The sequence below is a fragment of the Polaromonas sp. YR568 genome (assembly GCF_943371715.1).
GTDB lineage: Bacteria > Pseudomonadota > Gammaproteobacteria > Burkholderiales > Burkholderiaceae_C > Polaromonas.
Genome location: NZ_CALRVW010000007.1, coordinates 107,442 through 120,183 on the forward strand (window position 1 = coordinate 107,442; position 12,742 = coordinate 120,183).

Annotated in this window: 8 protein-coding genes; 3 read left to right on the forward strand and 5 right to left on the reverse strand. The window is 63.3% G+C overall.

Going from position 1 to position 12,742, the window contains the following annotated elements; all coding sequences use genetic code 11:
* Positions 1–51 precede the first annotated feature (51 nt).
* Entirely contained in the window at positions 52–2,829 is a 2,778-nt protein-coding gene (gene aceE / locus AAG813_RS07515) for a pyruvate dehydrogenase (acetyl-transferring), homodimeric type (RefSeq protein WP_341913480.1), read from the reverse strand.
* Between the two features lie 265 nt (positions 2,830–3,094).
* On the opposite strand from aceE, the gene AAG813_RS07520 reads away from it, so the two are divergent.
* The 3 genes from AAG813_RS07520 to folD all read left to right on the forward strand — a co-directional run bounded on the left by AAG813_RS07520 (position 3,095) and on the right by folD (position 7,255).
* Positions 3,095–5,659: a PAS domain S-box protein gene (locus AAG813_RS07520; RefSeq protein ID WP_341913482.1), complete on the forward strand. Its 2,565-nt coding sequence runs from the start codon at positions 3,095–3,097 to the stop codon at positions 5,657–5,659.
* Between the two features lie 34 nt (positions 5,660–5,693).
* Positions 5,694–6,323: a response regulator transcription factor gene (locus tag AAG813_RS07525; protein WP_293592234.1), complete on the forward strand. Its 630-nt coding sequence runs from the start codon at positions 5,694–5,696 to the stop codon at positions 6,321–6,323.
* Between the two features lie 86 nt (positions 6,324–6,409).
* The gene (gene folD, locus AAG813_RS07530; RefSeq protein WP_341913487.1) at positions 6,410–7,255 is read left to right on the forward strand and encodes a bifunctional methylenetetrahydrofolate dehydrogenase/methenyltetrahydrofolate cyclohydrolase FolD; all 846 of its coding nucleotides are present in this window, start codon (positions 6,410–6,412) and stop codon (positions 7,253–7,255) included.
* Between the two features lie 19 nt (positions 7,256–7,274).
* On the opposite strand, the gene AAG813_RS07535 is transcribed toward folD, so the two are convergent.
* From AAG813_RS07535 to carA, 4 genes are all read right to left on the reverse strand, one after another.
* Positions 7,275–7,718 (reverse strand): DUF4149 domain-containing protein, encoded by a 444-nt coding sequence (locus tag AAG813_RS07535; RefSeq protein ID WP_341913489.1) that lies wholly within the window; start codon positions 7,716–7,718, stop codon positions 7,275–7,277.
* Positions 7,719–7,735: 17 nt separating this feature from the next.
* Positions 7,736–8,212, reverse strand: a complete 477-nt coding sequence (gene greA / locus AAG813_RS07540) for a transcription elongation factor GreA (RefSeq protein WP_096665416.1) — start codon at positions 8,210–8,212, stop codon at positions 7,736–7,738.
* Positions 8,213–8,331: 119 nt separating this feature from the next.
* Positions 8,332–11,562, reverse strand: a complete 3,231-nt coding sequence (gene carB, locus AAG813_RS07545; protein ID WP_341913492.1) for a carbamoyl-phosphate synthase large subunit — start codon at positions 11,560–11,562, stop codon at positions 8,332–8,334.
* Positions 11,562–12,737 (reverse strand): glutamine-hydrolyzing carbamoyl-phosphate synthase small subunit, encoded by a 1,176-nt coding sequence (gene carA / locus AAG813_RS07550; RefSeq protein ID WP_341913494.1) that lies wholly within the window; start codon positions 12,735–12,737, stop codon positions 11,562–11,564. Before carA ends, carB begins: the two co-directional genes overlap by 1 nt.
* Positions 12,738–12,742: the final 5 nt, after the last annotated feature.

Genomic DNA, 12,742 nt, shown 5'->3' on the forward strand with positions numbered 1-12,742 from the left:
GTTCTTGTCTCCAGTTCGTCCGTGTTTTTCTGCGCGTGGTGATCAGGCGGATCAGGCGTAAAGCGGGTTGACCTTGTCGGCATGGATGCCGTATTTCTTGATCGCCTCGGCAACCTTGGCCACCGGCACGGTGCCTTCTTCGCTGAGCGCCTTCAGCGCGGCCACCACGATGTAGTGGCGGTTGATCTCGAAGTGCTCGCGCAGCTTGGAGCGGAAATCGCTGCGGCCAAAACCGTCGGTACCGAGCACCTTGTAGGTACGGCCCCGCGGAATGAAGGGACGGATCTGCTCGGCATAGGCTTTCATGTAGTCGGTCGAGGCGACCACCGGTCCGGTGTGCTTCTCGAGCTGCTGACCCACGAAGGGAACGCGCGGCGTGTCCAGCGGATGCAGCAGGTTCCAGCGCTCGGCGTCCTGGCCGTCGCGCGTGAGTTCGTTGAAGCTCGGGCAGCTCCAGACGTTGGCGGCAACGCCCCAGTCTTTTTCCAGCAGTTCCCGGGCCGCGATGGACTCGCGCAGGATGGTGCCGGAGCCGAGCAGCTGCACGCGCGGTGCGGTCGCGGCCTGGCCCTTGGGCAAGCCCTCGCCGCCTTCCTGCAGCAGGTACATGCCCTTGACGATCTGCGATTCGGTGCCCGGTGTCAGGCCCGGCATGGCGTAGTTTTCGTTGAGCAGCGTGATGTAGTAGAAAACATTTTCCTGGCGCTCGACCATGCGCTTGAGGCCGTCCTGCATGATCACCGCCACTTCGTGGGCAAAGGTCGGGTCGTAGCTGACGCAGTTGGGAATGGTGCCGGCCAGGATGTGGCTGTGGCCGTCCTCGTGCTGCAGGCCTTCGCCGTTGAGCGTGGTGCGGCCCGAGGTGCCGCCGAGCAGGAAACCGCGCGCCTGCATGTCGCCGGCCGCCCAGGCCAGGTCACCGACACGCTGGAAGCCGAACATCGAGTAATACACGTAGAACGGGATCATGATCCGGTTGTTCGTGCTGTAGGAGGTGGCGGCGGCGATCCAGCTGCTCATGCCGCCGGCCTCGTTGATGCCTTCCTGCAGGATCTGGCCCTTCTTGTCTTCCTTGTAATACATCACCTGGTCTTTGTCGACCGGGGTGTACTTCTGGCCTGCCGGGTTGTAGATGCCAATCTGGCGGAACAGCCCTTCCATGCCGAAGGTGCGGGCCTCGTCCACCAGGATGGGCACCACGCGCGCGCCCAGCGCCTGGTCGCGCAGCAACTGCGTCAGAAAGCGCACATAGGCCTGGGTGGTGGAGATTTCGCGGCCTTCCGGCGTCGGCTCAATCACCGACTTGAACGTCTCCAGGGACGGCGCGGTGAAGCTCTCGTCGGCCTTGGTCCGGCGGTGCGGCAGGTAGCCGCCGAGGGCCTTGCGGCGCTCGTGCAGGTATTTCATTTCCGGCGTGTCGTCGGCCGGCTTGTAGAACGGGACCTCCGGTAGCTGGCTGTCGGGAATCGGGATGTTGAAGCGGTCGCGAAAGGCCTTGATGTCCTCGTCGGACAGCTTCTTGGTCTGGTGGACGTTGTTCTTGCCTTCGCCGATCTTGCCCATGCCAAAACCCTTGACGGTCTTGATCAGCAGCACGGTCGGCTGGCCGGTGTGGTTGACCGCCTTGTGAAACGCCGCATAGACTTTTTTCGAATCGTGGCCGCCGCGGCGCAGGTCGAAAATTTCCTCGTCGCTCATCTTGGATACCATCTCCAGCGTCTCGGGGTTCTGGCCGAAGAAATGCTTGCGCACGTAGGCACCGTCGTTGGCTTTCATGGCCTGGTAGTCGCCGTCGGGCGTGTCCATCATGACCTTGCGCAGCGCACCGTTCTTGTCACGTGCCAGCAGCGGGTCCCAGTTGCTGCCCCAGATCAGTTTGATCACGTTCCAGCCCGAACCGCGGAACTCGCCCTCGAGCTCCTGAATGATCTTGCCGTTGCCGCGCACCGGGCCGTCCAGGCGCTGCAGGTTGCAGTTGATGACGAAGATCAGGTTGTCGAGGTTCTCGCGCGCCGCCAGGCTGATCGCACCCAGCGATTCCACCTCGTCCATCTCGCCGTCGCCACAGAACACCCAGACCTTGCGGTTCTCGGTGTTGGCAATGCCGCGCGCGTGCAGGTACTTGAGGAAACGCGCCTGGTAAATCGCCATCAGCGGGCCCAGGCCCATGGAGACTGTGGGGAACTGCCAGAACTCGGGCATCAGCTTGGGGTGCGGGTAGCTCGACAGGCCCTTGCCGTCGACCTCCTGGCGGAAGTTCAGCAACTGCTCTTCGGTCAGCCGCCCTTCGAGGTAGGCACGGGCATACACACCGGGCGACACATGGCCCTGGATGTAGAGGCAGTCACCGCCGTGCTCCTTGCCGGGTTCGGCGCTTTCCGCGTGCCAGAAGTGGTTGAAGCCGGCGCCGAACAGGCTGGCCAGCGAAGCAAACGAACCGATGTGGCCGCCCAGGTCACCCCCGTCGGCAGGGTGCAGGCGGTTGGCCTTGACCACCATGGCCATGGCATTCCAGCGCATGTAGGCGCGCAGGCGCTGCTCGATCAGCAGGTTGCCGGGCGAAGGCACCTCGTCGCTGGGTTCGATGGTGTTGACATAACCGGTGGTGGCGGAGAACGGCGTGTCGATGCCCTCCTGGCGCGCCTGCTCCAGCAACTGCTCCAGCAGGAAGTGGGCACGTGCGCGGCCCTCGTCGTTGCTGGGGCTGTTGGCAATGACGGCACTCAGTGCGTCAATCCACTCGCGGGTTTCCTGGGCGTCCGTGTCCTGGACCTCGTTGGCAGTCTTGCCCAATGTGTCGGCACGTGCCTGTTCCGGATTTGCAGCCATGGTTTTGTCTCCTGCTGGTCGCTAGATTCCTAGCTGTTGATTTGGTGGCGTCAACATCACGTTAACGCAATTTGGATTCCGGCTTTTAGTTTCCCACAATTTTTAGATTTTTTCAAATAGTGCTTTTTACTTTCGCATTATGAAACACTCATCCTCCTGATTGAACAGACCCGACAGATACGTCGCCGGAGCGCGCTGGCGCTGCGGTCATGGCCAAGGTGGCCCACGGGCACAGGGGGAAGTCCCGTAAACTCGACATCCCGCCATGACTCAGCCCACACCCTCCACTTTTGACGCCCCCGAGGGCAGCGCGCCGCTGACCCGCTGGCGGCGCTGGTGGCGCAAACAATCACCGACCCGCCAGGACCGCTTCGTCACCCTCGGCCCCCTGCTGGCAGTGATGCTTTTCCTGGCCGCGGTGATCGCCGCGTTTGCCTACCTGCGCATCGAGGAAATCGACCGCGAACAGCAGGCCGTCAAGCGTGATGTGGAGTACGCACAGCAACGGCTGCGCCTGCGCCTGCTGGAGCGACAGGAGCAGCTGATGCGGCTGGGCCGCGATGTGTCCAACAAGGACGTGGACAGCGAGGAGTTCATTGCGCAAGCCGAATCCCTGGTCAACCAGTACCCCGAACTGCTGGCCGTGACCTGGATTGACGCCCGCCGCCGGGTCCGCTCTGCCTATATCTCGCCGAGCGCGAATTCGTCGCAGCAGCAGGCGCCCGGCGAGCAGCTCAAACGCGGGGAAACGGAAAGCACCTTTGGCCTGGCGCGCGATTTGCGACAACCTGTCTATTCGCGCCCGCTGACCGTCAAGGACGACCCCAGCTACAACACCCCCAGCCTGCAACTGCAGGTGCCCCTCGACGACCAGGGCAAATTCGACGGCGTCATCATGGGCGAATACTCCATCGACGGCCTGCTGCGCTTTGGCGTGCCCAATGAAGTGACCGCCAAATACGCGGTGGCCCTGCTCGACGACCAGGGCAAGGTGCTGGCCGGCAACCTGCCGCCACCGAGAAACACGGCGGCCAAGCTGCTGCCGATGTCCGACGAGGCGCAGGAGTATGAGATTCCGGTGTCGCCGGTCGGCAATGGCCTGCTGCTCAAGGCCCAGGGCTACCGGGCCTCGCTGGGTGTGGTCGGCAGCGGCTTCTTCTGGCTCGTCAGCGCCCTGAGCGCGCTGACCGTCTGGATGCTGCTGGGCACCTGGCGCCACACGCGCCGGCGCGTGCAGGCGCAGGAAGCGCTGATCTCGGAGACCAACTTCCGCCGCGCCATGGAGAACTCCATGCTGACCGGCATGCGGGCGCTGGACCTGCAGGGCCGCATCACCTATGTCAATCCGGCGTTCTGCCAGATGACCGGCTGGAGCGAAGGCGAGCTGGTGGGCCGCACTGCGCCCTTCCCCTATTGGCCCGAGCAGGACCGCGAGATGCTTGCAGCACGGCTCGACGACGAGTTGCACGGCCGCTCCACGCCGGGCGGTTTTGAGGTACGGGTCAAACGCAAGAGCGGCGCGATTTTCGACGGCCGCATGTATGTCTCGCCGCTGATCGACCCGCGCGGCCAGCAGACCGGCTGGATGACCTCGATGACCGACATCACCGAGCCCAAGCGCATCCGCGAGGAACTGTCCGCGTCGTACGAGCGTTTCACCACGGTGCTCGAAGGGCTGGACGCGGCGGTATCGGTGGCGCCGCTGGGCAGCGAGGAACTGCTGTTTGCCAACAAACTCTACCGTGCCTGGTTCGGCGGTGATGTGGCCGGCCACATGAGCCTGATCGCCCAGGCCGGCGTGCCCGCCGTGGCGCCCACGGACGATACGCTCGACGCGGTCGACGGCATGGCCGGTTTCCCGACCGATACCCTGACCGCGGCCCAGACCGAGAACGCCGAGATTTTTGTGCCCGAACTCGGCAAATGGCTGGAGGTGCGCTCACGCTACCTGACCTGGGTGGACGGTCGCCTCGCACAGATGGTGATTGCCACCGACATCACGCCGCGCCGCCATGCCGAAGAGCAGGCCGCGCTGCAAGCCGAGCGGGCCCAGGCAGCCAGCCGCCTGATCACCATGGGCGAGATGGCGTCAAGCGTGGCGCACGAACTGAACCAGCCGCTGACCGCCATCAACAACTACTGCAACGGCATGGTCTCGCGCATCAAGGGCCAGCAGATCAGCAACGAGGACCTGCTGGTGGCGCTGGAAAAAACCGCCCGGCAGGCGCACCGGGCCGGACAGATCATCCAGCGCATACGCTCCTTCGTCAAACGCAGCGAACCGAACCGCACCTCGGCCGACGTGGCCACCATGGTCAGCAATGCCATGGAGCTGGCCGACATCGAACTGCGCCGCCACAACGTGCGACTGAGCCACTACATCGCCGCGCGCCTGCCGCCGGTGATGGTGGACCCCATCCTGATCGAGCAGGTGCTGATCAACCTGATGAAAAACGGCGCCGAGTCGATCGCGCAGGCGCAGCGCCCCACCGCGCGGCGCAGTGTGGAGCTGCGCGTGGTACCCAAAACCATCGCCGAGCAGAATGTGATCGAGTTTTCGGTGCTGGATTCGGGCAAGGGCCTGTCGCCCGAAGTGATGGGCCGTCTCTACGAAGCCTTCTACTCGACCAAGGCCGAAGGCATGGGCATTGGCCTGAAGCTGTGCCGCAGCATCGTGGAGTCGCACCAGGGCAGGATGCAGGCCGAGAACCTCTACAATGGGGACGAGGTGGTTGGGTGCCGGTTTACCTTCTGGATCCCCGTGACACCCCTGCTGTCGTCAGCTCCGGCTGCCGCAGAAGCGCCCGCCGCCCCGACCGGCATTTCCTGACAGGGTTCTGAAACCGTTTACGCAAAGGTTTGGCATGAGCTTGATTCCCAAAAAAGGTACCGTCTATGTCGTCGATGACGACGAGGGCGTGCGCGACTCGCTCCAGTGGCTGCTGGAAGGCAAGGACTACCGCGTTCGCTGTTACGACTCTGCCGAAACCTTTCTGAGCCGCTACGACCCGCGCGAAGTCGCCTGCCTGATCGTCGACATCCGCATGGGCGGCATGACCGGGCTGGAGCTGCAGGACCGCCTGGTCGAACGCAAGTCGCCGCTGCCCATCGTGTTCATCACCGGCCACGGCGACGTGCCCATGGCGGTCGACACCATGAAAAAAGGCGCGATGGACTTCATCCAGAAGCCCTTCCAGGAAGAGGCCCTGGTCAGCCTGGTCGAACGCATGCTGGACCAGGCCAAGGAAGCCTTCAGCGAACACCAGCAGTCCGCCAGCCGCGACGCCCTGCTGGCCAAGCTGACCTCGCGTGAGGCGCAGGTGTTGGAGCGCATCGTCGCCGGCCGCCTGAACAAGCAGATCGCCGACGACCTGGGCATCAGCATCAAGACGGTGGAGGCGCACCGCGCCAACATCATGGAAAAGCTCAACGCCAACACCGTGGCCGACCTGCTGAAAATTGCCTTGGGCTCGAGCGCGCCCAAGGCCGCCTGACCGACCTTCCTTCACTCCTTTTTTTATAGCTGACAGCGCCCGTGGTTCAAGGACTGGCGGGCGTTTTTACTTGAAGACCAGAAACCATGACCGCTCACATCATTGATGGCATCGCCCTGTCGAAACAACTGCGCGCCGACGTCGCGAAGCGGGCCGCCGCGCTGCGCGCGCGCGGTGTGGTGCCTGGCCTGGCCGTGGTGCTGGTCGGCGAGAATCCGGCCAGCCAGGTGTATGTGCGCAACAAGGTCAAGGCCTGCGAGGACAGTGGCCTGCATTCGGTGCTGGAGCGCTACCCGGCGACCTTGAGCGAAGCGGAGCTGCTGGCACGCGTGGATGCGCTGAACCGCGATCCGGCCATCCATGGCATCCTGGTGCAGCTTCCCCTGCCCGCGCACATCGATGCGCACAAGGTGATCGAAGCGATTTCCCCGGCCAAGGACGTCGATGGTTTCCACGTGGCCAGTGCCGGTGCGCTGATGGTCGGCCAGCCCGGCTTCTGGCCCTGCACGCCTTACGGCTGCATGAAGATGCTCGAGAGCATCGGCTACGACCTGAAGGGCAAACATGCGGTGGTAATAGGCCGCAGCAACATCGTCGGCAAACCGATGGCGCTGATGCTGCTGCAGAAAAATGCCACGGTGACCATCTGCCACAGCGGCACGCAAAACCTCAAGGCCCTGACGCTTCAGGCCGACGTGGTGGTCGCCGCCGTCGGCAAGCGCAATGTGCTGACAGCCGACATGGTCAAACCCGGCGCGGTGGTGATTGACGTGGGCATGAACCGCAATGACGAAGGCAAGCTCTGCGGCGACGTGGACTTCGACGGCGTGAAGGAAGTCGCCGGCTGGATCACGCCGGTGCCGGGCGGTGTGGGCCCCATGACCATCACGATGTTGCTGGTCAATACCCTTGAGGCGGCGGAGCGTAGCTAGAAACCGCGGGCTTGGCGCTTCAGGTCTCGGCGCCGGCCGCTTTGGCGCCCTGACTCAGGCACCACAGCGTCCAGCCCGCGGCCAGCCATTGGGCCAGGTACATGGCGCTGCCCAGGCTGTGCCAGAACCGGAGGTCACCGCCACTGGCGCGCGCATTGACGATGTTCGGCGCCACGCCGAACTCCACCAGCACCGCCAGCAGCAGGCCAGCCACTACATATTTCATAGCAGCTTGCGCAGGCGGAGAAAGGGCTGGCGCCTCTTTTTTATTCAAGGCCAGCAGCAGGAGCATGGTGCAGGCCACGCTGAGCCAGGTCTGGGCGGTGAACAGTTTCGCGGCCATGGCGCCGGCCGCGGCCGGGCTGGGCAGGTGGATGAACAACATCGGCACCACGACAAAACCCAGACCGGTCAGGCTGCCCCACCAGAGGGCGGCCAGCAGGATGCTCAGGCGTGGTTTCATGTATTCAGCCTGGAAGCCTAGATGTACATCACCGCGATAATTTCGTAACGCCGGATGCCGCCGGGTGCCTGCACCTCCGCGGTGTCGCCTTCGTCCTTGCCGATCAGCGCCCGTGCAATCGGCGAGCTGATGTTGACCAGACCCAGCTTGATGTCGGCCTCGTCCTCGCCGACGATCTGGTAGGTCACCTTGTCGCCGGAATCCTCGTCCTGCAACTCGATGGTGGAGCCGAACACCACCTTGCCGCCGGCATCGACCTCGGACGGGTCGATGATCTGCGCGGCCGAGAGCTTGCCTTCGATTTCCTGGATGCGGCCTTCAATGAAACCCTGGCGGTCCTTGGCGGCGTCGTACTCGGCGTTTTCGCTGAGGTCACCCTGGGCCCGCGCTTCGGAAATCGAATTGATCACCCAGGGGCGATCCACGGTCTTGAGCTGGTGCAGTTCGGCCTTGAGCTTTTCCGCGCCCTTTTTTGTAATCGGAATGGTTGCCATGGTTTGAGTCCTCCAAAAGCGAAACCGCCACCAGTCACCTGGCGGCGGCGTCAAAAAATGATTGTCCTAGTATCAGTTTAATGCAAATGCGCCGGCACCGGCTCGGTACTTGCCCCGATTCAGGCGAGCTGGGCATGGAGCTCCTGAACGGAATAAACCGTCAGATTGTCCAGGTATTTCATACCCTCCACCGCCGCTTCGGCGCCGGCGATGGTCGTGAAGGTCGTGACCCGGGCCAGCAGCGACGAGGTGCGGATCTGCCGCGAGTCGGCAATCGCGTTGCGGCGCTCTTCCACGGTGTTGATGACCAGCGCAATCTCGTTGTTCTTGATCATGTCCACCACGTGCGGCCGGCCTTCGGTGACCTTGTTGACCACGCCGCAGGGGATGCCGGCGGCGCTGATCGCCGCGGCCGTGCCCTTGGTGGCGACAATCTCGAACTTCAGTGCCGCCAGCGCACGCGCGACTTCCACGGCGCGCGGCTTGTCATTGTTCTTGACCGTCATGAACACCTTGCCAGAGGTCGGCAGCTTGGTGCCGGCACCGAGCTGCGACTTCACAAAGGCCTCGCCGAAAGTCTTGCCGACGCCCATCACCTCGCCGGTGGACTTCATCTCGGGGCCGAGAATCGTGTCCACGCCGGGGAACTTCACGAAGGGGAATACCGCCTCCTTGACGCTGAAATACGGCGGTGTGACTTCCTTGCTGATGCCTTGCGAGGCCAGCGTCTGGCCGACCATGCAGCGCGCCGCGACCTTGGCCAGCTGGATGCCGGTGGCCTTGCTGACAAAAGGCACGGTGCGCGAGGCGCGCGGGTTCACTTCCAGCACGTAAATCACGTCCTGGCCATCGACATGCTGGATGGCGAACTGCACGTTCATCAGGCCCACCACGTTCAGGGCCTGGGCCATGGCCGCGGTCTGGCGCTTGATCTCGGTCACCGTCTGTTCACTGAGCGAATACGGCGGCAGCGAACAGGCCGAATCGCCGCTGTGCACGCCGGCCTGCTCGATGTGTTCCATCACGCCGCCGATGAAGGTCACGCCTTCCGAATCGCGGATGCAATCGACGTCACATTCGATCGCGTCGTTGAGGAAACGGTCCAGCAGCACCGGCGAGTCATGGCTGACCTTGACGGCCTCGCGCATGTAACGCTCAAGGTCGCGCTGCTCATGCACGATTTCCATCGCGCGGCCGCCCAGCACGTAGCTCGGGCGCACCACCAGCGGGTAACCGAGGGCGGCGGCTTTTTCCAGCGCTTCCGGCTCGGTGCGGGCCGTGGCATTGGGCGGCTGGCGCAGTTTCAGCTCATGCAGCAGCTTCTGGAAACGCTCGCGGTCTTCGGCCGCGTCGATCATGTCGGGCGAGGTGCCGATGATGGGCACGCCGTTGGCTTCCAGGTCCAGCGCCAGCTTCAAGGGCGTCTGGCCACCGTACTGGACAATCACGCCCAGCGGTTTTTCCTTGTCGACAATTTCCAGCACGTCTTCCAGCGTCAGCGGCTCGAAATACAGGCGGTCGCTGGTGTCGTAGTCGGTCGAGACGGTCTCGGGGTTGCAGTTGACCATGATGGTCTCGTAACCGTCCTCGCGCATGGCGAGCGCGGCATGCACACAGCAGTAGTCAAACTCGATGCCCTGGCCGATGCGGTTGGGTCCGCCGCCCAGCACCATGATTTTTTTGTTGTCGGTCGGCTCGGCTTCGCACTCGCTGCCCTCGCCTTCGTAGGTCGAGTACATGTAGGCGGTGTTGGTCGCAAACTCGGCGGCGCAGGTGTCCACCCGTTTGTAGACCGGGCGCACGCCCAGCTCCAGCCGTTTCTCGCGGATGGCGGTGTCGGTGGTCTTGAGCTGTTTGGCCAGGCGCCGGTCCGAAAAACCCTTTTGCTTGAGTGCGCGCAGCGTCGGCTCGTCAATCTGATCCAGCGAGGTGGTCTCCAGTTCGAGTTCGATCTTGACGATCTGCTCGATCTGCACCAGAAACCATGGGTCGATCTTGGTCAGCGCAAACACTTCGTCCACACTCATGCCCATGGCAAAGGCATCGCCGACGTACCAGATGCGGTCGGGACCGGGCGCGCCGAGTTCCTTCTCAAGCACCTCGCGGTCCTGGGTTTTTTCGTTCATGCCGTCCACGCCGACCTCCAGGCCGCGCAGGGCTTTCTGGAAGGACTCCTGGAAGGTCCGGCCCATGGCCATGACTTCGCCGACCGACTTCATCTGGGTGGTCAAGCGCGAATCGGCCGCCGGGAATTTCTCGAACGCAAAACGCGGGATCTTGGTGACCACGTAATCGATGCTGGGCTCGAAACTCGCGGGGGTGGCACCGCCCGTGATTTCGTTGCGCAGCTCATCCAGCGTGTAGCCGATGGCCAGCTTGGCCGCAACCTTGGCGATCGGGAAACCCGTGGCCTTGGAGGCCAGCGCCGAGGAGCGCGACACGCGCGGATTCATCTCGATCACCACCATGCGGCCGTCAACCGGGTTGATCGAGAACTGCACGTTGGAGCCGCCGGTGTCCACGCCGATCTCGCGCAGCACCGCCAGCGAGGCATTGCGCAGGATCTGGTATTCCTTGTCGGTCAGGGTCTGGGCGGGCGCCACGGTGATCGAGTCGCCGGTGTGCACACCCATGGGGTCGAGGTTTTCGATCGAGCAGACGATGATGCAGTTGTCGGCCTTGTCGCGCACGACTTCCATCTCGTACTCTTTCCAGCCGAGCAGCGACTCTTCGATCAGCAGCTCGTTGGTCGGCGAGGCTTCCAGGCCACGCTTGCAGATGACTTCGAACTCTTCCGAGTTGTAGGCAATGCCGCCGCCGGTGCCGCCCAGGGTGAAGCTGGGGCGGATCACGGTCGGGAAACCCAGGGTCTTCTGAACCGTCCAGGCTTCGTCCATGCTGTGGGCGATCCCGGAACGGGCCGAACCCAGGCCGATTTTGGTCATCGCGTCCTTGAACTTCAGCCGGTCTTCGGCCTTGTCGATGGCCTCGGGCGTGGCGCCTATCAGTTCGACCTTGTACTTGTCGAGCACGCCGTTGTGCCAGAGGTCGAGCGCGCAGTTGAGCGCGGTCTGTCCGCCCATGGTCGGCAGGATGGCATCCGGCCGTTCCTTGGCGATGATCTTCTCGACCGTCTGCCAGGTGATGGGCTCGATGTAGGTGACGTCGGCCGTGGCCGGGTCGGTCATGATGGTTGCGGGGTTGCTGTTGATCAGGATGACCTTGTAACCCTCCTCGCGCAGCGCCTTGCAGGCCTGCACGCCGGAGTAGTCGAACTCGCAGGCCTGGCCGATGATGATGGGACCGGCGCCGATGATGAGGACGCTTTTGATGTCTGTACGTTTTGGCATTATTTTTTCCCTCCATGCTGTTCCATGAGGGCGGTGAAACGGTCAAACAAATACGAAATATCGTGCGGCCCGGGCGAGGCCTCCGGGTGGCCCTGGAAGCAGAAGGCCGGCTTGTCGGTGCGGGCCAGGCCCTGCAGGGTGCCGTCGAACAGGCTGATGTGGGTCGGACGCAAGTTCGCCGGCAGTGTCTTTTCATCCACCGCAAAACCGTGGTTCTGGCTGGTGATGCTGACGCGGCCGTTGTCGAGGTCTTTCACCGGGTGGTTGGCGCCGTGGTGGCCGAACTTCATCTTGAAGGTTTTCGCACCGCTGGCCAGCGCCATGATCTGGTGGCCCAGGCAGATGCCGAAGGTCGGGATGCCGGTCTCGATCAGCTCGCGCACGGCCGTGATCGCGTAGTCGCAAGGTTCCGGATCACCCGGTCCGTTGGCCAGAAAAATGCCGTCGGGCTTGAGCTTGAGCACGTCGGCGGCGGGCGTCTGCGCAGGCACCACCGTGATGCGCGCGCCGCGTTCGGCCATCATGCGCAGGATGTTTTTCTTCACGCCGAAGTCAAAGGCGACCACATGGAATTTCGGCGTGATCTGCACACCGTAACCCGAGCCCAGCTTCCACTCGGTCTGCGTCCATTCGTAGGACTGCTTGCAGGAGACCACCTTGGCCAGGTCGAGGCCGGCCATGCTGGGGGCACTGCGGGCCACGAGAATCGCCTGCTCGATGTGTTCAGGCGAGACCTCCTCGCCTGCGGGCAAGGCCAGGATGCAGCCGTTTTGCGCGCCCTGGGTGCGCAGCATGCGTGTCAGCTGGCGTGTGTCGATGTTGGCAATCGCCACCGTGCCTTCCTTGACCAGGTACTCGGACAGGGTCATGGTGCTGCGGAAATTCGACGCGATCAGCGGCAAGTCCTTGATGATCAGCCCGGCGGCATGGACTTTTTCCGCCTCCACGTCTTCGGCATTGATGCCGTAGTTGCCGATATGGGGATAGGTGAGCGTGACGATCTGCTGGCAGTAGCTGGGATCCGTGAGGATTTCCTGGTAGCCGGTCATGGCGGTGTTGAACACCACCTCACCGACTGTGGAGCCGACGGCTCCAATGGAATTGCCGATAAAGACCGTGCCGTCTGCGAGCGCCAGAATGGCGTGCGGGGTATTTCCCTGTAGAGACAAAAGCACTGGGT